The organism is Myroides profundi, assembly GCF_000833025.1.
GTDB classification, from domain to species: Bacteria; Bacteroidota; Bacteroidia; order Flavobacteriales; family Flavobacteriaceae; genus Flavobacterium; species Flavobacterium profundi_A.
Genome location: NZ_CP010817.1, coordinates 4,036,126 through 4,057,923 on the forward strand (window position 1 = coordinate 4,036,126; position 21,798 = coordinate 4,057,923).

Below are 21,798 nucleotides of genomic sequence, written 5' to 3' on the forward strand. Positions count from 1 at the left end.
ACTCTAAAGAAAAAAGCATCTAATTTAGTTTAGATGCTTTCCTATTAATATGCTTTTTTTTCTCCTTTAAAAACATTGTAAACAGTAAGATACACAATCTTTAAATCTAAGAGTATAGACCAGTTCTCTAAATAAAACAAATCATACTTAAATCGATTAATAATATCTCTATCTGTTTCTATTTCTCCTCTATATCCGTGTGTCTGCGCCATCCCTGTAATTCCAGGTTTGATAAGATGGCGTAGCATGAACTTGTTTACTCTCTTTGAATATAACTTCGTATGAACCACCATATGAGGTCTAGGCCCAACGATAGACATATCTCCTAAAAAGACATTAATAAACTGAGGAAACTCATCCAAACTAGTTTTACGAATAAAAGCTCCTATCTTAGTTACACGCATGTCATTCTTAGTCGCTTGCTTCTGATCACAATCATCATTAACAGCCATAGACCTGAACTTATAACATACAAACTCTTCATCATTGACTCCTGTTCTCTTTTGTTTAAAGAATACAGGTCCTTTAGATTCTCTTTTAATCAAAATAGCGAGTAATGGAAATAACCAAGACAACACAAATACAATCACTAAAGATGAAAAGACAATATCGAATAGTCTTTTTAATAGCTTATTATATGGTTTATCTAAAGGGATAACACGTCTAGGGACAATAGCTATCAAATCATAATAGTCTACCTTAAGATTATGTGTAATAATTTGTTTCTGGGTAGGAACATACTTTAATGTTACTAGGTTATTATCTGCTAACTCTAATAGTCTATGATAATCCTCTCCTTGGATTATAGAGAACTGTATATAGATCTCATCTACCTTATTCTCCAAGATAAGTTGTTCTATCTCATCTACTTTTTCTAAACATAATACATCATCATAAGTAGCAATTATTCTATAACCAAGATCTCCTCTCTTTATAAACAGTTTATTTAATAAAGATATTTCCTTGCTCTTTCCTATTAGAATGATATTTCTAGAATTACCTCCTAATACCCTTCTAAAATACTTTAAAGAAAAAAAGATAAAGAACTTCACACCTGTTATAATTCCAAAAGCGTATACACAGTATATAAATATCTCTAAAGGTTCTGCAAACCTAGCTGCAATCCCGTTAAATGAGGTAATCAATACTAAGATCAGAACAAACTGCTTTACTATTTTCTCTCCAATCTTAACTACTCGTGTATGTCTGAAGACTCCATAGAAGTCACTCATCCATGCTGCAATAATCCAACCAATAGTAATGACTAAATGAAATAGATATACTCCCTCTAAACTAGAGAAGTATAAAGCTGCCATTGTATTGATTAAAAATAAATCAATAGCTATAGTCAATGGTCTAATTAAATACGAATATCTACCTGAATTTTTACTCACTAATATATATACTTTGAAAAATCTTTATGTTCTTCTCTTAATAAATCCTCGCTTGAATAGGCCTTAAAGTACTCATACGTCAACTTCATCCCTTCACTTCTACCAACTTTTGGTTCCCAACCTAATATTTTTTTAGCCTTCTCAATACTAGGACAACGTTGTAAAGGGTCATTTATTGGTAAATCTTTATAAATAATCTTTTGTTCTGACTGGGTAAGGGCAATAATCTCTTTAGCAAAGTCTAATATTGTAATCTCATCTGGGTTTCCAATATTAACTGGTAGGTGATAGTCTGATAACAGTAATCTATAGATACCGTCAACTTGATCATCTACATAACAGAAAGATCTAGTCTGACTACCATCTCCAAAAACAGTTAGGTCTTCTCCTCTTAATGCTTGTCCAATAAACGCAGGTATAACACGTCCATCGTTAAGTCTCATACGAGGGCCATAAGTATTGAAAATACGTACTATTCTTGTTTCTACATTATGGAATGTATGATATGCCATTGTAATAGATTCTTGGAATCGCTTAGCTTCATCATATACTCCTCTTGGTCCTATCGTATTTACATTTCCGTAGTATTCTTCTGTCTGTGGATGTACTAATGGATCTCCATATATCTCTGATGTAGATGCTATCAAAATACGTGCTCCTTTTACACGAGCTAAGCCAAGTAGATTATGTGTTCCCAATGAACCAACTTTTAGTGTCTGAATAGGTATCTTTAAATAATCTATTGGACTCGCTGGTGATGCGAAATGAAGTATATAATCTAATTCTCCAGGTATATGAACAAACTTCGTTACATCATGATGGTAAAACTCGAAGTTCTCTAATTGAAATAGGTGTTGGATATTCTTTAAATCACCTGTGATTAAATTATCCATTCCTATTACATGAAAACCTTCAGCTATAAAACGATCACACAAATGCGACCCTAAAAAACCTGCTGCTCCTGTTATTAATATTTTTTTCATCCTTTTCTAAACTTCTCTTTAACTACTAAAAAAATAAACTTACCATTGGTAATAAAGCTTCTTTTCCACATTCTCTTAGGTTCTTGAAGAAATCTATAAAACCATTCCATTCCACATTGTTGAACCCATAGAGGAGCGCGCTTTACCTTTCCTGAAACAACATCAAAACTTCCACCTACCCCCATAGTAAAACCTATTAAAGATAATTCCTCTTTGTATGTTGACAAGAATATTTCTTTTTTTGGAGAGCTAATTGCTACAAATAAATAAGTAGCTTTACTATTCACAATATCTTGTACAATACTGGGTTCCTCTTCTTTTGTAAAGTATCCATTACGATACCCTCCTATAACTTGATCACCATATTGTTCTTTAAACTTATCTGCTACCTTACTTACAACTTCTTCATTTGCACCTAACAAATAGACTGATTCTCCTCTATTTGCAGCATTTTCTACAAGTTTGACGAACAAATCAACTCCTGATACTCGTTCTTTCAATGGTTTTTTTAAGAGTTTAGAGGCCCATACCACAGCCATTCCGTCAGCATTAACTAGATCAGCATTCTTAATACTATCAAACAACTCTATATCACTTTGCATATTTACAAGTTTAGCAGCATTAACCACTATATGCATAATAGGCTCTTTAGTATCTATAGATTTATTAATAACATCTAATGTCTCATTCATAGTTAAATTATCTATACCTATATCAAACATTACTAGCTTCATTCTTTCTTCTTTTTATATCCATAATTGTAAACAAGTTACAGTAAAAACCAACAAATATAACTACCATATTTCTATATAAAATAGAATCAAATAGAGAACCTACAGCAACAATTATAAACATGAAGAGATAAAGAATATCTCTACTTGTAATTGCGTTCCTCAAATTATAAAACAAATAAAAAATAAAAATAGCTACACCGAAAAGTCCATACTCAACGAAAAAGGACAAATATTGATTATGAGGTCCATATTCTTCTTTATACGCATACATCAGTTGATTTTCTTCATATGCTATTAGAACTACCTTATCTTCACTAGCTGCACCATGACCAAAAAAAGGTCTTTCACCCCCCTTAGAAGCAATAGCTTTCCATCTAGAAACTCTACTGTCATTAGAGTATACTCCATCATAAGATGTGCCTTTATTCTCTGTTAATTCCCAAACAATATGTTTTGAGAATCTCTGATATAAATAAGTGTCTTTTAAAAATATTATAGCACTAACAACTATCATAACAGTAAAGCCTAAAAATAAAAATAGTTGACCTAACCCCTTTTTATATTTGAAATAAATCAATACCCTTCTTATGAAAAAAACAATGAAATAAATACATAGTAGTAATAGAGGACTACGAGCATTTAAAAACAATAAACACAACAATAAAGTAAATAAGGAAAATATTTTTAAGTAGTTATTAAATAGCCCCTTATATTCAATAAGAAAAACAATAGCAAGAACAATATAAAACCCCAGAAATACTGGATGGAAATTTAATTGGGACGCAAATTGATGATAAGTAAAATCATAACTTAAAATATCAGCCTGTAATTGTACTGTATTACCCTTAAACACATAATACCTAAAAAAAGTAATCGATATTAAAATCAAACTAGATATAACACTCCCTATAATCAATCCTTTACAAGAAGTTTTTTTTATTTCATTTAAAAAACTAAATGGTAAAAAACTAAATATCAATGGAACAATAAAGTAAGAAGAGAAACGACCATAATACTTAAAAGCATTATTTACATCATCTGTAAAGAACAATCCTATTGTTAAGAGAACTAATACAAATACTGTAGTTGTCAAACCATACTTTATAAAGCTTTTCTTATTAAGGTTAATACCATCTTTAAATACCTTTATTATTACCGCTAAACCTAAAAGAATTAAACATACATTGGCCACCTTTGTACTAAGAGGTAAAGAGGCAGAAAATATAAAAGCTAGATAAAAAATTATCTCTTTTTTCATTTTAGGTATATTATAATTTTTCATTTTTAAAACTTACTTATATAGTACACAAAATATTTTAATTATACTTTTCATATAGAGATGCTTTATTCTTTCTTTTAAACATAAGTGCAAACCCAAATCCAATGTAGATACCTGCTATTCCTGAATTTAATATATGCCCTGATAAACAAGATAATAAAAGCAAAAAACATAAAATAATTAAAGATAAACGACCAAAAGGGAATTCCAATCTTTTACTATGTAAAATAGATTCTTTTAATAGATTTCCATAAAATTGAATAAAAAGTAGAACCCCCATTATTCCATAAGAGAAAAAGATATCAATTATATCTATTTCTACAAACTTAGATGCCCATTCATAATATTGCGAGGGGCCAACTCCTATGAAATAATTAATTAAATTATATTTATCTTGTATAATTAACCAAGTCTCGTGGAAATACAAATTCCTGCTTGACAGAACAAAAGTTACAAAATCTAACTTATCCCAAAATAAAGTATATCTATCAAATATTGATGTATTTATTATAAAAAGAACAATTATGATTAATATACTACTAATACCTAATAGTGCCTTACCTATTGTTGCTTTAGATATATTTTTCGAAAAATCATAAACACTTAAAAGAATTGCAATATAAACAAGAACAATTCCTAGCATCCCTGTTTTAGAGCTAATCAATAAACCTAAAACAAAACTAAAAATTCCATAAAAAATAAAAGCTAACTTATCCTTTTTAATACCCCAATAATAATAACCTATGATAGCAGATAGAACAATTAATAATGCTGATATTTCATTCCCTGCAATAAAATATCCTCTTGTCCCAATATTACCAAACTCATACATTGGATACCCAAGACCTACCAACTTACTCAATAAATTGAATGCTAAAATCCAAAATGAGAATTTAATCCACCCCCATAAAACATTAAAACTATTATTCTCAACAAAATAATACTTAAAATAATAAAAAGAGATGATAATAATTAGATATTTTGAAGTTCTAATAACATCCTGAAAAAGGAGACTAATATCTGCATTATAAAAACAAAATTGAGTAATTGTAGGGATTAAAAAAATTAGCGTATACGACAAAATTATTTTAAGTACTTTAGGGTACACAATAAGCCTAATACAAAATAGAAAAATAAGAACAAACTTATACAATTGGCTTAAGGAAAATATAAACTCAATATTATTTTCATATAGTATACCATTTATCATGTCCAAAATCAATAATGGAAACAATAAATACCCTATAACAAAATCTATCTTTTTTACATTATCAAGTATTAATTTCATGTTACAATTTGCTTTAGTAAAGAAAGCTCTCTTTCTCCTTGTTTTCGCCAATTAATTTTCTTCATTCTACTCCTCCCTATTTCTACCATATTTTCCATTACATGAGAATTATTAGTAATTTCAATGATTCTATGTGCAAGTTTTTCTAGATCATCATCAATTAACCCTCCTATTCCATCTTCAATAAATTCACTTATTGCAGAATTATTATTACTTATTGTTAATAATCTACTTGCCATAGCCTCACACATAATAACTCCCTGAGAGTCAAATAAAGTAAAAGCACTAAAAATACCATATTTAGAAAATAGAACAGGTAATTTCTCTCGCTCTATAAAATCATCAACTATTTTTACTCTTTCTTGTAAATAGTATTTTTGTATCAAATCTTCATACTTTTCCATTAAATATCCTTTCCCATATATATCCAAAGTATATCGTTCTGGTAGAAAACGCATCAGCTCAATCGCTTTATCAACTCCATATTTAGGATCTGATAAAGGCCTTATCGTAAGTATTTTAAATCTATTATTATAATCAAAAGGAACATCGAATAATTCTATATCAATACCATTCGCAACTGCATGAAAATTATTAAATGTATGATTCATAATTTTTTCAGCGTGACGTTTCATCCACATAGAAGGCGTCATAATAAGGTATTGATGAGACTTACTAATATTATTCAAGAAACTCTTCATTCTTAAATGATTCCATGTATTTACATATAAATATTTAACCAAGCCTTTTAGACTCCATTCAAAATCATACAAATACTCAGGATATTTTAACACATCAGTCCCATGAATATAGATCGCTACAGGATATTTATTCTTTAAAATAGCATTGTATATCCTAAAACCACCATTCTTTAATGGATACTGATTAAGTAAATGTAAATACAGTAAATCATACTGGGATAACAAAGGCACTATTGAATTAGTTGTAGCCTCTATTACTTCTATTCCTTGATAATGATAAACACATTGTTCTTTAGCAGGCACCAAGATAGTCACATCTATTCCTTGAGATTTAAAATACAATGCCCTAACGTGCACAAACATATGGTTATATGGCTGATTATCTTTAGGATATCTTGATGTTATAATAGCAATTCTCATTATTCATTAAATAAGTAGTAAATCGATAGTAATGTAAAAATCTGTTTTTCTCTATTAAAACCTTTTTTGTGTTGTTCAAAAATATCCAATACTGCCTTTTTATTAAACAATTCAAAGTATGAACTATCACTTTCTTTAATCATTTGTACATAATATTCACCTAAATCCCCTCTAAACCACTTTTCAGTAGGAGACATAAATCCTTTTTTAGGTCTATTAATTATTTCTGCTGGTAATACTTCTTTAGCAAAAAACTTATGAATTTTTTTTGTTTCCCCTTCACCTATTTTATATTCATAAGGCAACGATTCTAAAAATCGAATCAATTCCGTATCAAGCATAGGTACTCTAGTTTCAATAGTAAAATTCATTGATACCTTATCCGTATACATTAAAAGATCATCAGCTAAATTCATTCTAAGATCTACCGCCATCATCCCTTCAACACCTCTCTTTTCTTTGCAATTCAACAAATTATAATAATATGCAATTCTTTCAAAACTCTTTTCATCTATTGTATCTATCAAATCCCTTATCTCTAGATCTGTAAATAGAGAATAAATACTTTCCCAACGTTTAATATCATTTTTTATAGATAGTGATTGAGCTGCTCTAATCCACTTTTCTTTTTTACTATAATTAGCTATTGGTTTAGCTAATTGAAACATAAATGAAGGGTATTTATCTGCTAATATCTCTCCTTTATAGCGAGTATAACCACCTAGAGGTTCATCAGCTCCTTGACCTGTTAGAACTACTTTTAAATCTTTACTTACAGCCTCATTTAAATAAAACATTGGTAAGATTGAAGTTGTTCCCAAAGGTTCTTCTACAATGCGACATGTCTCTTCAAAAATCTCTTTAAAATTACTAGCTGATATAATAATATTATGATGATCTGTCTTTAAGAAATCAGCAGATTTTTGAGCATCTTCTATTTCATTAGCAAATTCATTCTCCTCAAAGCCTACTGTATATGTTTTAATCTTACTATCCGAATGTTTCTGAGCAAAATAAGTCACTAAAGCAGAATCAATACCTCCACTTAATAAAGCTCCTACTTCTACATCAGACATTAATTGTCTCTTAACAGCATCTTCAAAAAGCTGTCCATACTTATCCACTGCTTTATTAAAACTATAGTTCTTAGTAATCGATATTGCATCTATAAAATTATAAAGATCAATTGTATTACTTCCTAAATTATATTCTAGAATATTTCCTGGACGTAATTTTAAGATTCCTTGATATATTGTATCTGGCGATGGATTATATCTCAACTTAAGCAACTCTGCTACATTCTCTTTATCGATTTCTAATTTCCCTTTATAGTGTCTTAAAGGCCTTATTTCAGAAGAGAAAAGTAATTTATTAGATTCTTCTAACAAATAATACAACGGCTTAACCCCAAAATGGTCTCGAACCAAATATAATTTACTGTTTTTTTTATCTAATAAACAAAAACTAAAAATACCATTGAAATCCTTAACTGCTTTGATACCAAATTTAGCTAAGTAGTATAAAATAGTCTCAGTATCAGAATTCCCTTTAAAACTAATCTCAGGTAATTTCTTTCGAAGCTCTAAATGATTGTATATCTCACCGTTAAAAACAATTACAAAATTTTGATCTATAGATGTCATAGGTTGATATCCTGCTTCTGTTAACTCAACAATGGCTAATCTCCTATGTCCTAACAAAACAGTATTATTCCCTATATCAAAACTTTCAATAGATCCACTATCTGGGCCTCTATGATATATTGTATTTAATGTTGCTTCACCAAATGGTAAATTTATACTTCCTAAAATCCCACACATAATTTAATATTTTTTTAATTGTTTCTCTCCACTCCATAGAATTAAAGCAAAAACAACAAATGTTGAAATCAAATTAGTTCCTATAGCTCCCACTATTCCATATCTAGGTAACAATGTAAATATGCTTATTAAATTAAATACAGCGCCTATAACCATAATTAAAAAACGTATTTTTTGTTTATTTAAAGCTACTAATAACATTTCGTATCCTGAATAAATAAAACTGAAAAGTATAATCCCTAACACACCAATATACGCTTGATTTATTGTCTCTGTTAAAACTAACTTAGCTATTTTCTCTAAAACAAACTCTCTAAAAACATACATTACTCCTAAAATCAATACTAGAATAGGAACAGCTATTTTTTGCAGAGAATGAAATACTTTTCCTTTTTCTGCAAAAGAAACATTTTTAATTTGATTTAATAATACTTGTGAAAACGCAAGATTTAATAAAGCAAAAGGAGCCACAATTAGTAACAATCCTCTATAAGTTCCATAAACATCTCCTTGAACTAAAAGTGGTAATAGTAACATTCCTCCCTGAACAAAAGAAGCTGTAACTATATCCTGCAGTCCATAATATTGTCTCGCTTTCCAAACAGTTAATAACTGCTTTTTAGTTAGAAGGCCTGTAATACCTTCAAACAAAGAAATACCTTTAGATAAATTAAGAAAAGTAACTGTAGTTAATAAATTAAATAAAATCAATAAGTAAAAAATTGTATTGATACCTAATGTTTCAACATAAATTAAATACCCCATTAGAGCAAAAATTAATAAAGAAAAAACAACATTTATCTTTAATTCAAATCCAAACTGCCCTATCCCTTTTAAATAAGAAAACAGAATATTATTAATACTAAAAACTACTCCTAAAATCCAACCTAAATATATTACATAACCATAACTATTAACTCCTAGTAAATCTAAAACAAAAATTACTCCAAATACTAAAGATGATAATATAGCAAGTACAAGAATTGATGCCTGTAACTCCTTACTATTATCCTTATCTATATTTGCTTCTTTTATTAAATAAAACTGACTACCGAAGGGCAGAACTGATACCAAGATATTTGCCAACGAATAAATAAATGAAAAAATTCCAAAAGGGATAATTCCTAATGTTGCCAATAAAACAATACTAAGCAACCATCTTGATCCAAACTGTAGCCCTAATGATAAATTATTAATAATAATATTTTTTATAAATTCCCTATTCATCAATCAATTACATTTTTTCTAATCGAATTTAAAATATACTCTACTTTATCATCTTGGTCAAATAATACATTTATTTCTCTTAAGCTCACATTGCCTCTAATACCGACATCGAAACTTATCTTTAACTTATTGGTGGCAAATGATACAGGAAAATAGTTTATATCAATAAATGTATCGAACCCTCCTGTTTTATAATATTTTCTATTTTTATTATAGATATCTTTATTGGTATATATTTTTACCCAATTATCTTTTTCCCATGCATAGATAGTATAATTTTGTGGTAAAGATTCTTCAGTAGGGCTATAAAAAACAATACCTTCTATATTTCTTCGATACTTATCAAACTCTATTATTAGTTCATTATCTTTGTTTTTTGTACTCCAAAAATTCCCCCAACTCCAAAGTTCATCAGTTAACACATCAATATTTTCTTGTAATTTTAAAGAAGTAACTTTTTTAAATTTATCGAAGTCATAATAGCTATCAATTTTTCCAGTATCATACTTAATAAACTTATGTGCATATTCTCGTAATATTGATTCATTAGTCCAATAATATAAAGTCAAAAGTTGATAAATCTCTAATTCATGATAATGATCTGGATCTTCATTAATTGCTGAAGCATATGTCTCATTCTTCATTTCTTCTACTCGTAATTTATTGTAATTTGAAGTGAAGAAAGAATCATACATATGAATTTTTGCTTTTAAAGTATTTATACCTTGATCAAAAAGACGTTTTGCATCCTTATTGCCTGTAACTCGATAACTATAATACAATCCTGCTAGAGAAAACATATACCCATTCAGAACATGTGATTTAGGATCTGCATATTCTTCATAAAAAGGATAGCCATCCCAAAAATTTAAAACTCCTCCTTTATCTATTGAATAATCAAATGATTTAAGAAACTTATTGGACATATCTAAATATCTATTATCTCTCGTTAAATTATAAGCTTGTAACATAATTACTACAGAGTATCCTTGTGACATAGCTGATGCCCATTTAGAAGGTAGTTGATAGTTTTCAACCTGTAATTCCGTCTGTAAAACTGCAAAGTCTTCTATCAAGACTGCCTCGTTTAAGATATGTGAAGATATTTTTAAAAACTCTTCTTTACTATTCTCTGATTTAGTTTCTAAAAAATTGGCATGATATGCTAAAGCCACTTGACAAAAAGTAATTGGATAATAGTGATGCCCGCTATTATAATAAATTAGAGGAATTCCTGCTTCAGATCTTTCTAAATTATCATACATAGATATATTTGAACCAGAAAAGGGAAACTTAGGGTATAGACTATCATTATTAAAAACCTTTTTGTCTAAAAAATCAACTGCATTGAATCCTACTTTAACTGTATCTTCAACATTAAAAACATTATTTTCGGTACTAATATAAGTACTCACTTTAACTTCTCTTTTACATGAATAAAACAAAAGAGTTATTAATAAAATAAAATAAAAATTCTTCATATATACATACCCAACACACTATACCTCGGTCTACTAGCCCTAGTAGGATATTCCTCAGTAGTGATTGGATTTACTTTTATATTAATATTATTCTCTTTAAATATAGATACAGCAAAGTCGTACCAAGAGCAAATCACATCACCCCTATAATGATAAACCCCATAATCATGATTTCCTTGCATCAGAGACATTAAAAAATGACATAATTCTATTGCATTAGTAGGACAACCTATTTGATCCATTACAACACTTACTTCACTTTTAGTCTCTGCTAATCTCAACATCGTCTTCTTAAAATTATGCCCAAAATCAGAGTACACCCATGAAGTACGCACGATATAGTAACGCTCCATATTCGCTTTTATGTATAATTCTCCCTTTAATTTAGAAGCACCATACACATTAATAGGATTTGGGATATCAGAGACAGTATAAGGAGTCTGTTTATGACCATCAAATACAAAATCAGTAGACAGGTGCACTAACGTAGTATTGTATTGATTACATGCTCTTGTTAAGTGCATTACTCCTTCAGCATTTACTTTATACGCTAATTCTTCCTCATCCTCTGCTCTATCTACAGCAGTATAAGCAGCTAAATTAAAACAATAATCAGGGCACAGTTTACTGAAAACCTCATCTATCGAAACTTCATTCGTTATATCTAACTGACTAGAATCAAAGAAAAAGAATTCCACTCCATCATATTCATGACTTATAGATTGTAAGCATTGTCCTACTTGTCCTTTAGCCCCTGTAACTAATATCTTGATCATATAGGTAAAGCATTTTCGAATAGTGGTAATACCTTATCTTTATCAGAAACGATAACCTCATCAAGATTAAACTCCCAATCAATCCCTAAACTTGGATCATTATAGATGATACCCCCTTCAGATTCTTTATTATAAACGTTATCGCACTTATAAGCGAATATTGCCGTCTCACTCTTTACTAAAAAACCATGTGCGCACCCTCTAGGGATAAACACCTGTTTAAAATTATCTGCTGATAGCACTTGAGTGAACTGCTGTCCATACGTACTAGAGTCCTTACGTAGATCTACCACTACATCTAATACTTCACCTTGTAATACTCTTACTAATTTAGCTTGTTGATAAGCTCCTCTTTGATAGTGAAGCCCTCTTAGAACGCCTTTAGAAGACTTAGATTGGTTGTCTTGAATAAAACGTACAGCTAACCCTGTCTCTTTCTCAAAAACAGCCTCATTAAAGCTCTCTAAGAAATATCCTCTCTCATCGAAGAATACCTTTGGTTCTATGATAACACAATCTTGTATAGGAGTAATAAATACCTTCATCTTTTCAACTAAATTCTAAGACTATAAAATTACACTTAAATTCACAATTTAACATATAAATCAAAATAAAAAGCCACCACATATATTCTGTGATGGCTCATTTATCTTAAACTATTTAGAATTTAATTACTTAATATTAAATATCTGCTCTAGTATTTTGATGGTAATTAAGTAAGTAGGCTTTACTCCTGTCGTACCTAACCCTCCTGAAGCTAATGTACTACCTGTCTCTAATGGATTATCAGAAGCATAGTAAGCATATCTTACTTTCACATCAGGATTAATACTTTTTCTGATCTTAGAAGCAGACTGTATTGCTTTTTGGTAGTGAGCACCTTCCATCTCTAGACCGATTACACCCCATGTAGAATCGTGGAAGAACTTTAATAAATCCTTATTTTGAAGTGATGTACCTAATACAGTAACCATTGTTCCTCCAAATACAGGGATATCATCATTCTTAAACATATCTACTGTCAATTCATTATCAAAAGGATAATTATCCCCTGTTCCCTCATTAATATGAGCGAATGGAATCATAATATCTCCTTTATCTCCTACTAAGATACCTGCTTTCCCCATGATAGACACAGATTCCACATCTATCATCGTTGTCTTCTTATAAGGCTTTAAAAGCTCATCGATCGTCTCATAAGCCTGCTCACCGAAAGCATAATCCATAACGATAATCACAGGATACTCTCCTTCTATTTGCTGAGCCTTAAAGTTTGTAGTAGCAAAATCTATCTTAGCAGTATCGAATATTTGAACATCAATGTTCGTTCCTGACTCATCTCTTAAGAAAGTCATTCCTTCATTTTCAGCGCGTTCATTAACTAAATCTCTAAGGTGTTTGTTCTCAGGCTTACTTAACTCTTCGTATACCTCTAGCTCAGAACTTACCTCTACTTCACTCTTTACAACTGAAGGGGCAAAGATAGAATTCATAACACTGTGCATATTCGCACTGATGATATGGATTGGACGCTCTAATAATCCTTTCGTTGTAAGTACTTCTTTAATTCTATCAGACCACATTTCTCCATAGATATGGTGACCTAGACGTTCTCTAAGTAGTGGGCTAAAGGTTATTGTACGTTTATCGTTATACACATCCTCTTCTATCGCTAACTTTCCTAACCAATAAATCACGTCTAAGAAACGGTCTGGATTCTCAGGAATAGCGAATTTCTCATATACATCTAGAACCTCAGCAAAAGAACGTCCTAATACATTAGCTAGGTGAGACATGATTACCTCTTTCTCCTCTAATTCTAAAAACTCTTCTTTTTTAGCTGCAGTTTCTATCTTTTTCCAATCGCGAGTTACCTTACCATCTTCTCCTATCAATACACGATCTTTAATTTTATGCGATTCGATGAATATAAATGTCAAGTGAGTCAAAACATCATAGATATCAGATCTACCTCTAGTGATCTCGATATTCATCTGTTCCTCATCTATTCGATAACAGTTTCTTCTTCTCTTAGGTGGTACGATAGCTGTAAAGTGAGAGAATGAATACCCCTCATCAGATGTCAAGTTAATATAACGACACTCCTCTATTCCGATCGGAAGGCGTTCGATAACATATAACAATCCGTTTAACTCTACTTTTTCTTCTGCGATAGTACCATATATTTCTGGACGCAATTCTAATAGCGCTTCTCTTAATGTATCTCCTGACACTCCCATCGGTTTATAAAAACCTCTGTTAAACAAATGGCGCATTGTAATATACATACGCTCCACAGCTGCAGACGACACTTGCGCTCTCGTTCTAGATATATTCTTTATCTCTTTCATATACTTCTCCTTTTTACGTCTTATTATTTCTTTTTACTAATATAATTTTAATTGATCAGCGATGATTCTATCATTGCTTAATCTAGGCAATTTATTTTGCCCTCCTAGCTTCCCTATACTTTTCATATAGTTATTAAAGCCTTCTTGTTTTACTTTAGAGATGACTAATGTCTTCAACACCTTTCCTACAATTAGATCATCATAATACATATTCTGCTTTCTTAGAGCATTATCTATCTTTAAAGCAAACGCTTCTAAATCCTCAGGTTCATTGCCGAACTCTATCAACCATTCATGGTAAGGCAATCCCTCTTCTGGACTAATCTGTGGCGCTACAGTAAACTCATTAACAGTTACTGATGTACCCTCCATAGCTTCTTGTATAGCAGATTCTACCTCCTTACCGATTACATGTTCTCCGAATGCAGAGATAAAATGCTTTATACGCCCAGATACCACTACTCTATAAGGCTTTAGATTAACGAATTGTACCGTATCACCGATATTGTACCCCCATAGTCCAGCGTTAGTAGAGATAATTAGTACATAATTCACACCTAGCTCTACCTCTCCTATCGTATATCTTCTAGCATTCTCATTAAAGAACTCCTCTACTTTTATAAACTCATAGAAGATACCTGCATTTAGCAGTAATAACATTCCTTTCTCTGTCTGTGTATCTTGATAAGCGAAGAACCCTTCAGAAGCAGGGAACAACTCTATAGATGGCACCTTACGTCCTATCATTTGTTCAAATTTACCTCTATAAGGCTCATAATTTACACCGCCATAAATGAACAAATTAAAGTTAGGAAATATATCCCCTACAGGTTTACCCTTTTTCTCCTTTAGTTTTTCGAAGTACATCTGTACCCAGCTCGGAATACCAGAGATCACACTCATATTCTGATCTACTGTTTCCTCTACTATAGCATCTACTTTGGTCTCCCAATCTTCTATACAGTTTGTTTCTAGACTAGGCAATCTATTCTTCTGTAAATAAGCAGGAACATAGTGAGCTACTATACCTGATAGTCTACCTAATTTTATACCATTCTTCTCATCTAGTATCGGGCTCCCTTGTAAGAAGATCATTTTACCATCTACGAAGTCCGCTTTACCTGTCTCATGTACATAAGCTAATATTGCATTACGAGCAGCTTCTATATGATACGGCATAGACTCCTTGGTCAACGGGATATACTTAGCACCAGAAGTTGTACCCGAAGTCTTTGCAAAATAAAGAGGCTTCCCTTTCCACAGCACATCACTTTCTCCAGCTACTACTCTATCTACATAAGGCCTTAATCCTTCATAATCTCGAATAGGTACTTGTTGTACGAAATCTTCGTAGCTTTTAATATAAGCAAAATTATGGTCTTTTCCAAATGCAGTGTGCTTAGCATCCTCTAACAATTGTTGAAAAACCTTCTTTTGCGTATTAATAGGGTCATTGACCCACTTTTGTGTTTTCTTATGTATAATTGAAGCAAATACTTTAGCTCCAAATGATTTTATTGACATATTCTCTTATTCTAAATCTATAAATAATGAGCTATCTAATGGATAGGCATCCTTCCATAGTTCGAAGTGGAAGTATTTTGTAGAAGCATTTAATGCAGTAGCCTCACTACTTCCATCAAAAAGACCTATTACTTCTCCTGACCTTACACTTTCATATTCTCCTTTAGTAATAGAAGTTAAGTGTTTATATACAGATATTAAACCTTCATCGTGTAACAAGATGATTGTATAACCATCTTTTATAGTCCAGTCTACGAATAGCACAGTCCCTTTACTAATCGCTTTTACAGGTGTATTAGCTGGAGCTCTAAAGTCAATACCGAAGTGCATTGCTCTGCTATCGTACTTTCTAACTATTTCTGCATTAATTGGGCTAAACAGGACTTGGCTAACTTTAGGTTTGCTCTCTTCGAAGAGATTATACTTATCCTCCAGTCGAACCATTTCTCTTAGCTTCATATCTGTTTCACTAGGATCTTTATGTTCGATTTGATTCAATGGTTTCTGAGTCAGTTTTAAAGAATCTATACTAGCTTCTGTCACCTGTATTTCTCCTAACAGTGCGCTTTTGATTGCACTTAGATACTGTTGATTCTGTCTAGACTCATTCTCTAGCGAATCTACTTTCAGAGCTAACTCTACAGCCCTTTGTTTTAGCTCAGCAGAAGAGTATCCAGGTATATATTCCTTTAACGGAGTCAATACCAACATCAAAACAGTTGATAGAATAAATAAAAATACCAACGTAGTACTGGCACCAAAAACATTAAGTAAATTAAGCTTAAAAGACTTTACGTCTTCAAACGTCTTATCATTAACGATAACAATACGGTATTTACTTAAAAGTGTACTTTTCCACTTTTTCCTTTTATGTCCCTTTCCTAACATTTGTACCTATTTTACTACACAAATATAATAATTATAAAATTTGACTCTGTCACTTTACCTAAATATTCACAGTTTTCAAGGAAATTCCTTACTACATAAACGTTAAAAGTTAAATAAAACCTATTACGAATAAACGTTTTACATTTTTCTTACTATATTTGTCGCTACTTAATGTTTCAAAAAGATTATTATGAACTCATTACACATATTTTTAGGAATGGTTGGGCCATGGCAAATTATAGTTATTGTAGCTATCATTCTATTGTTATTCGGAGGTAAAAAGATCCCTGAATTAATGAGAGGACTTGGTTCTGGTATCAAAGAATTTAAAGATGCTACTAGAGACGAAAACGCTCAACAGACAACTAAAAAAGAGAATACACAAGATAACTCTAAGACAGAATAATTCTGTTCTAAACTTATATATTTTACGCGTTATATGGCTTGCCGTATAACGCTTTTTTTGTTTCTATACATCACTATAGCTCAAAAAAAAGTACCTATCTTGACAATAAAAGATAGGCACTTCACTTATAAAACATAATAAAAACACTACTTACCTGCTTGTTTTCTTTTTCAATAACAACATTATTGTTTTCAAACTCAAGTACTAATTTAAAAACAAGTATCGTGCCAAAAACAAGATTTAGAAATGTTTTTTTAATCTAATATCATAGACAGTTGTATTCTCTTTTTAGCAACATCTACATCCGTCACCTTCACTTGTACATGCTGGTGTAACTTTACTACTTCATTCACATCTGATACAAAGCCTGCCTTAAGTTGAGAGATATGCACTAGACCACTCTCCTTAATCCCTACATCTACAAAACAACCAAAGTTGGTAATATTATTGATAATACCAGGTAATACTTGACCTATTTTTAAGTCTGTAATCTGTTTCACACTAGGATCAAACTCGAATACCTTAGCACTGCGTCTAGGATCTAGACCAGGCTTCTCTAATTCTTTTAAGATATCTTGAAGCGCTAATGCTCCTACCTCACCCGTAGTATATTTATTAGCATCTACTTTAGCGATAAGCTCTTTATTAGAGATCATATCCCCTATAGACACCTTCATATCTTTAGCAATCTTCTCTACCACACCATAAGCCTCTGGATGTACAGCAGAGTCGTCTAGTGGATTCTTAGCATTCTTAATACGCACAAATGCTGCTGCCTGTTGGAAGGCTTTATCTCCTAGTCGAGGTACTTTCTTAAGTTCTGTTCTACTCTCGAATGGTCCATTCTCTGTTCTATATTGCACTATATTCTCAGCCATCTTCTCTCCTATCCCAGATACATAGCTCAGTAACGACTTACTAGCAGTATTTAGGTTAACCCCTACTGAGTTTACACACTTCATCACCACATTATCTAGCTCTTTTTTAAGCATAGATTGATCTACATCGTGTTGATACTGTCCTACTCCGATAGACTTAGGATCTATCTTCACTAGCTCTGCTAATGGATCAGACAGACGACGCCCGATAGACACAGCACCTCTCACTGTCACATCATAAGTAGGAAACTCTTCTCTCGCTATCTTAGATGCAGAATATACAGATGCTCCAGCCTCATTCACTACGAATACTTGTACAGGCTTATCAAAAGCTATTTTCTTAATAAAGAACTCCGTTTCTCTAGAAGCTGTACCATTACCGATAGCGATAGCTTCTACATTGTATGCATTGACCATAGAGCGAATCTTCTTCATCGCCATAGTAGTATCCTTCTGAGGAGCATGAGGAAATATAGTCTCGTTGTATAACAAATCTCCTTGCTCATCTAAACAAACTACCTTACACCCAGTCTTAAACCCTGGGTCAATAGCCAATATACGTTTCTCTCCTAATGGCGAACCTAATAACAACTGAGTAAGGTTATCCGCAAATACCTGTATAGAGTTTAAATCTGCCTTCTCCTTCGCCTCTACCAAGGCCTCATTAGACAATGCAGGTTCTAACAGACGTTTATAGCTATCCGCTACTGCCTTCTCTACTATCTTACCACACTCATTCTTACCTTTGACTACATTATCTTCTATGAAGCTAATAGCCTCACTCTTATCAATACCTACATTAAACTTGATATAACCTTCTTTCTCTGCTCTTAGAATAGCTAATAATCGATGTGCAGGTATCTTATACACAGGTTCTGCCCAATCAAAATATTGCTCAAACTTCTGCGCATTCTCTTCTTCTTTTTTTGCCTTTACTACCTTAGTACTGATCACCCCACTGCGTTGGAACTTTCTTCTCAGTGATTTTCTCACATACATATTTTCATTAATCCATTCTGCAATGATATCAGATGCCCCTTGTATAGCCTCTTCTTCACTTCCTACCTTATCATTAAGATATTTAGCAGCGATAGACTCTACATCATGAGCATTCTGAGCCATAATCACTTTAGCCAATGGCTCTAAACCGTTCTCTCTAGCCGTATCAGCTTTCGTCTTACGCGTCTTCTTATAGGGCAAGTATAAATCCTCTATCTCTGTTAGATCAAAGCTATTTGTAATCTTATTGCGCAATTCATCTGTTAGCTTCCCCTGTTCTTCTATAGAACCTAATATAGACTCCTTTCTCTTCACTATCACTTCATACAGCTCACTATACTTCGCTATCTTTTCGATAACCACCTCATCTAGATTACCTGTTCTATCTTTTCTATATCTAGCGATAAACGGTATAGTACATCCCTCTCCTAAAAGAGACAACGTATTCTCTATACTTTTTGCACTAGCACTCACAGCCTGTTGAATAAACTCTATCAACGTCATATTTTATTATTTTAAGAATAGCTAAAATACTACCTTTGTCACAATAAATAAATCTCATGAAGTTTTTATTCCTATATCTACTTATAATAAACTATTTAGCTTTCTCCATGTTTGCCTTTGACAAAGAACAAGCGATTAAAAACAAAAGACGTGTTTCTGAGAAGAACCTCTTGTCTCTTTGCTTTTTTGGAGGAACACTAGGTGCATGGATTGCGATGAAGAAACTTAGACATAAAATCTCTAAAGACTCTTTTAAACTAAAGTTTTATGCCATCCTAGCTATTCAGGTAGCCTTATTCTTTATCGTCTTTAAACGATAATATCCATAAAAAAAAGACTTATAACCGAAGTCATAAGTCTCTTGTATATTACTCTTCTGCAGTTTTAAGCCAAAACAACTTCATATAGAGTATTTACTTCTCATATCATTTTGAGATTTATACTCTCCTCTTTCTAATGACTCCATCCCTATTTGAATGCGTTCTTTCACTTCTTCAACAGTATATTGACAAGGTGATTCTACCTCCACCTTCTTTAAGTCCTTTACATACCTAATTACTAAGTCAAGCAAATTCTCATCGTGATTAATCTCATTAATCAACTCTCTTTCTTTCATACTAATCCCCATACAATACTCATTTACTGTAATTTACAATACAAATATCCATAAAAAAAGACTTATAACCGCAGTCATAATTCTTCTTTTAAATATTTTATTGTTTAGTATCTTTTATCTGTATCTACAGATCTAATCTCTAAGTAAATAGGTTGTCCTATATAATTCGCAGATAAATTATTCTTAAGTACTGAGAACATATCGTCTTTAGAAGTACTCCACTTACCTAAGCTGTTTATCTTATCTTCAGTGCTTAGTATTGTAAAACTTGCATTACTCAAGATTTTACCATTCTTATCATTTAAATTTAAATTACCTTCTTTTCGATAATGTACTAATGCTGATCTTACAGCATCATTTAAGTCTGCATAATCGGCCTTACTCTCTATTGCCACATAAGTAACAGGAGTTCCTCTCATAATTCTCTTCACATAATACAAGTCCTTCTCATTCATAGGCTCTTTAAAGAAATTTTCATAATCTCCCTCAAACCACTCTCCATAGAATACCTTACCTACTCTCATTAGTAAAATAGACTTATATCTACTATCACCTGCATTCATTTTCATATTTTTCGCAAAAACTTCTCCTAACTTCAGATTACCACTAAAAGCTTGAACAACATCTTTATAAGTATAACACTCTGTAATATATAAATCCTCAATACCATAAGCTCTATTTTTTACCTCTGATTGAAAAGCTTCACTGTCTAGAGCTTGATTAACGGCATCTAAATATGTTACCCTCTCTTTCTTAGTACTAATATCACTTAAAACAAAAGATTTATAGAACATAAACATTAAATCATAAGGATTCTTTTCTGCTTTTACCATAGCATCAAATGTCAATCTATCTATGCTATTCTTTGGAAATACAGCTCCAGGATATAAATCATTACTAGTAGAATAATGTTCTCCTGATGTACTTACAGAATAATTAATGTCATCTATAAACAATAGATCATTCACTTCAGCACTTCCCTTCACATCCCAACTAAAAGGGCTTCTGTCAAAACGTCCCTCTCTCTCTTCTACAGGTTTACTATCATTTAGATTATCATCATTGCTACACCCTATTGCTAAAGTTGTAATACACACTATAACCAAGCTATAAATACTCTTTCTCATAAATTTTTTTATCAAATTTAACATTTATAATCTTAGCAATCAATTATAAAAAACACAATAAATAGTATAATTATCAAACATTAACAAGCTTATATACTTAAGATAATCATAATCTACTTATTCTCAAATACTCTATATTTAGTTTTATACCTTATAGCTACTCTTCCCATCATAGCATCTATCTCTATATTTCCACACAGACAGCCATCTCTATGTATCGGGTAACTATACACCACCACCTCACACTTAGTACACTCATAATAGATATACTCTCCTACTATGTGCCCTATTTGATTATTAATATCTAGATACTTTCTCATTTTTATACTTTACAATATCGCCCTAAATTACCTAAAAAAGTTTACCACAACACTTATCCTTTTCGACGCACTATGGCCTCAA

Annotated in this window: 20 protein-coding genes; 2 read left to right on the forward strand and 18 right to left on the reverse strand. The window is 31.7% G+C overall.

From position 1 onward, the window contains the following. Positions 1-44: 44 nt before the first annotated feature. The 14 genes from MPR_RS17925 to MPR_RS17990 all read right to left on the reverse strand — a co-directional run bounded on the left by MPR_RS17925 (position 45) and on the right by MPR_RS17990 (position 16,866). The gene (locus MPR_RS17925; RefSeq protein WP_041894986.1) at positions 45-1,394 is read right to left on the reverse strand and encodes an exopolysaccharide biosynthesis polyprenyl glycosylphosphotransferase; all 1,350 of its coding nucleotides are present in this window, start codon (positions 1,392-1,394) and stop codon (positions 45-47) included. Then, complete coding sequence (locus MPR_RS17930; protein ID WP_041894989.1) at positions 1,394-2,377, reverse strand: UDP-glucuronic acid decarboxylase family protein; 984 nt, start codon at positions 2,375-2,377, stop codon at positions 1,394-1,396. The genes MPR_RS17925 and MPR_RS17930 overlap by 1 nt, the downstream gene beginning before the upstream one ends. Beyond that, on the reverse strand, positions 2,374-3,111 hold the full coding sequence (locus MPR_RS17935; RefSeq protein WP_041894993.1) for a WecB/TagA/CpsF family glycosyltransferase: 738 nt from the start codon (positions 3,109-3,111) through the stop codon (positions 2,374-2,376). Before MPR_RS17935 ends, MPR_RS17930 begins: the two co-directional genes overlap by 4 nt. Beyond that, the gene (locus tag MPR_RS17940) at positions 3,092-4,369 is read right to left on the reverse strand and encodes an O-antigen ligase family protein (protein ID WP_041895652.1); all 1,278 of its coding nucleotides are present in this window, start codon (positions 4,367-4,369) and stop codon (positions 3,092-3,094) included. Before MPR_RS17940 ends, MPR_RS17935 begins: the two co-directional genes overlap by 20 nt. A 58-nt stretch (positions 4,370-4,427) precedes the next feature. Beyond that, on the reverse strand, positions 4,428-5,678 hold the full coding sequence (locus MPR_RS17945) for an O-antigen ligase family protein (RefSeq protein ID WP_052472766.1): 1,251 nt from the start codon (positions 5,676-5,678) through the stop codon (positions 4,428-4,430). After that, positions 5,675-6,742 (reverse strand): glycosyltransferase family 4 protein, encoded by a 1,068-nt coding sequence (locus tag MPR_RS17950; protein ID WP_235280478.1) that lies wholly within the window; start codon positions 6,740-6,742, stop codon positions 5,675-5,677. Before MPR_RS17950 ends, MPR_RS17945 begins: the two co-directional genes overlap by 4 nt. Before the next feature lie 56 nt (positions 6,743-6,798). Beyond that, positions 6,799-8,619: an asparagine synthase (glutamine-hydrolyzing) gene (asnB, locus tag MPR_RS17955; protein ID WP_041894997.1), complete on the reverse strand. Its 1,821-nt coding sequence runs from the start codon at positions 8,617-8,619 to the stop codon at positions 6,799-6,801. A gap of 3 nt (positions 8,620-8,622) precedes the next feature. Then, positions 8,623-9,846, reverse strand: a complete 1,224-nt coding sequence (locus MPR_RS17960; protein ID WP_041895000.1) for a lipopolysaccharide biosynthesis protein — start codon at positions 9,844-9,846, stop codon at positions 8,623-8,625. Next, positions 9,846-11,261 (reverse strand): D-glucuronyl C5-epimerase family protein, encoded by a 1,416-nt coding sequence (locus tag MPR_RS17965; RefSeq protein WP_235280480.1) that lies wholly within the window; start codon positions 11,259-11,261, stop codon positions 9,846-9,848. The genes MPR_RS17960 and MPR_RS17965 overlap by 1 nt, the downstream gene beginning before the upstream one ends. A gap of 62 nt (positions 11,262-11,323) precedes the next feature. After that, positions 11,324-12,103, reverse strand: coding sequence for a dTDP-4-dehydrorhamnose reductase (gene rfbD, locus MPR_RS17970; RefSeq protein WP_041895003.1), 780 nt, complete (start codon positions 12,101-12,103; stop codon positions 11,324-11,326). Continuing rightward, on the reverse strand, positions 12,100-12,648 hold the full coding sequence (gene rfbC, locus MPR_RS17975; protein WP_041895006.1) for a dTDP-4-dehydrorhamnose 3,5-epimerase: 549 nt from the start codon (positions 12,646-12,648) through the stop codon (positions 12,100-12,102). The genes rfbD and rfbC overlap by 4 nt, the downstream gene beginning before the upstream one ends. A gap of 126 nt (positions 12,649-12,774) precedes the next feature. Beyond that, on the reverse strand, positions 12,775-14,454 hold the full coding sequence (locus MPR_RS17980; protein WP_041895009.1) for a DUF6909 family protein: 1,680 nt from the start codon (positions 14,452-14,454) through the stop codon (positions 12,775-12,777). Between the two features lie 36 nt (positions 14,455-14,490). Beyond that, entirely contained in the window at positions 14,491-15,978 is a 1,488-nt protein-coding gene (locus MPR_RS17985; protein WP_041895012.1) for a GH3 auxin-responsive promoter family protein, read from the reverse strand. Positions 15,979-15,984: 6 nt separating this feature from the next. Next, positions 15,985-16,866, reverse strand: coding sequence for a murein hydrolase activator EnvC family protein (locus MPR_RS17990; protein ID WP_041895015.1), 882 nt, complete (start codon positions 16,864-16,866; stop codon positions 15,985-15,987). A gap of 190 nt (positions 16,867-17,056) precedes the next feature. Between MPR_RS17990 and MPR_RS17995 the strand changes: the two genes are divergently transcribed. Next, a complete protein-coding gene (locus MPR_RS17995; RefSeq protein WP_006257970.1) occupies positions 17,057-17,272 on the forward strand; it encodes a twin-arginine translocase TatA/TatE family subunit in 216 nt (71 codons plus the stop codon). 254 nt (positions 17,273-17,526) lie between these two features. Here MPR_RS17995 and MPR_RS18000 read toward each other — a convergent pair whose 3' ends face one another. Next, positions 17,527-19,653 (reverse strand): Tex family protein, encoded by a 2,127-nt coding sequence (locus MPR_RS18000; RefSeq protein WP_041895018.1) that lies wholly within the window; start codon positions 19,651-19,653, stop codon positions 17,527-17,529. Positions 19,654-19,709: 56 nt separating this feature from the next. Here MPR_RS18000 and MPR_RS18005 point away from each other — a divergent pair, with 56 nt between their 5' ends. Further along, the gene (locus tag MPR_RS18005) at positions 19,710-19,973 is read left to right on the forward strand and encodes a DUF1294 domain-containing protein (RefSeq protein WP_006257968.1); all 264 of its coding nucleotides are present in this window, start codon (positions 19,710-19,712) and stop codon (positions 19,971-19,973) included. 80 nt (positions 19,974-20,053) lie between these two features. Here the strand turns inward: MPR_RS18005 and MPR_RS18010 are convergent, their stop codons facing one another. The 3 genes from MPR_RS18010 to MPR_RS18020 form a co-directional block, all read right to left on the reverse strand. Then, a complete protein-coding gene (locus tag MPR_RS18010; protein WP_041895021.1) occupies positions 20,054-20,281 on the reverse strand; it encodes a hypothetical protein in 228 nt (75 codons plus the stop codon). A gap of 92 nt (positions 20,282-20,373) precedes the next feature. Continuing rightward, positions 20,374-21,396: a hypothetical protein gene (locus MPR_RS18015; RefSeq protein WP_139177095.1), complete on the reverse strand. Its 1,023-nt coding sequence runs from the start codon at positions 21,394-21,396 to the stop codon at positions 20,374-20,376. Positions 21,397-21,509: 113 nt separating this feature from the next. Next, positions 21,510-21,716, reverse strand: coding sequence for a hypothetical protein (locus tag MPR_RS18020; RefSeq protein WP_025125869.1), 207 nt, complete (start codon positions 21,714-21,716; stop codon positions 21,510-21,512). Positions 21,717-21,798 lie beyond the last annotated feature (82 nt).

What these genes read in the sequence shown, in the direction of transcription:
- MPR_RS17930 (WP_041894989.1), bottom strand. Translation starts at nt 2,377, where the DNA reads ATGAAAAAAATATTAATAACAGGAGCAGCAGGTTTTTTAGGGTCGCAT.
- MPR_RS17935 (WP_041894993.1), bottom strand. Translation starts at nt 3,111, where the DNA reads ATGAAGCTAGTAATGTTTGATATAGGTATAGATAATTTAACTATGAAT.
- MPR_RS17940 (WP_041895652.1), bottom strand. Translation starts at nt 4,369, where the DNA reads ATGAAAAAAGAGATAATTTTTTATCTAGCTTTTATATTTTCTGCCTCT.
- MPR_RS17945 (WP_052472766.1), bottom strand. Translation starts at nt 5,678, where the DNA reads ATGAAATTAATACTTGATAATGTAAAAAAGATAGATTTTGTTATAGGG.
- MPR_RS17950 (WP_235280478.1), bottom strand. Translation starts at nt 6,742, where the DNA reads ATGTTTGTGCACGTTAGGGCATTGTATTTTAAATCTCAAGGAATAGAT.
- asnB (WP_041894997.1), bottom strand. Translation starts at nt 8,619, where the DNA reads ATGTGTGGGATTTTAGGAAGTATAAATTTACCATTTGGTGAAGCAACA.
- MPR_RS17960 (WP_041895000.1), bottom strand. Translation starts at nt 9,846, where the DNA reads ATGAATAGGGAATTTATAAAAAATATTATTATTAATAATTTATCATTA.
- rfbD (WP_041895003.1), bottom strand. Translation starts at nt 12,103, where the DNA reads ATGATCAAGATATTAGTTACAGGGGCTAAAGGACAAGTAGGACAATGC.
- rfbC (WP_041895006.1), bottom strand. Translation starts at nt 12,648, where the DNA reads ATGAAGGTATTTATTACTCCTATACAAGATTGTGTTATCATAGAACCA.
- MPR_RS17980 (WP_041895009.1), bottom strand. Translation starts at nt 14,454, where the DNA reads ATGAAAGAGATAAAGAATATATCTAGAACGAGAGCGCAAGTGTCGTCT.
- MPR_RS17985 (WP_041895012.1), bottom strand. Translation starts at nt 15,978, where the DNA reads ATGTCAATAAAATCATTTGGAGCTAAAGTATTTGCTTCAATTATACAT.
- MPR_RS17990 (WP_041895015.1), bottom strand. Translation starts at nt 16,866, where the DNA reads ATGTTAGGAAAGGGACATAAAAGGAAAAAGTGGAAAAGTACACTTTTA.
- MPR_RS17995 (WP_006257970.1), top strand. Translation starts at nt 17,057, where the DNA reads ATGAACTCATTACACATATTTTTAGGAATGGTTGGGCCATGGCAAATT.
- MPR_RS18000 (WP_041895018.1), bottom strand. Translation starts at nt 19,653, where the DNA reads ATGACGTTGATAGAGTTTATTCAACAGGCTGTGAGTGCTAGTGCAAAA.
- MPR_RS18005 (WP_006257968.1), top strand. Translation starts at nt 19,710, where the DNA reads ATGAAGTTTTTATTCCTATATCTACTTATAATAAACTATTTAGCTTTC.
- MPR_RS18010 (WP_041895021.1), bottom strand. Translation starts at nt 20,281, where the DNA reads ATGGGGATTAGTATGAAAGAAAGAGAGTTGATTAATGAGATTAATCAC.
- MPR_RS18015 (WP_139177095.1), bottom strand. Translation starts at nt 21,396, where the DNA reads ATGAGAAAGAGTATTTATAGCTTGGTTATAGTGTGTATTACAACTTTA.
- MPR_RS18020 (WP_025125869.1), bottom strand. Translation starts at nt 21,716, where the DNA reads ATGAGAAAGTATCTAGATATTAATAATCAAATAGGGCACATAGTAGGA.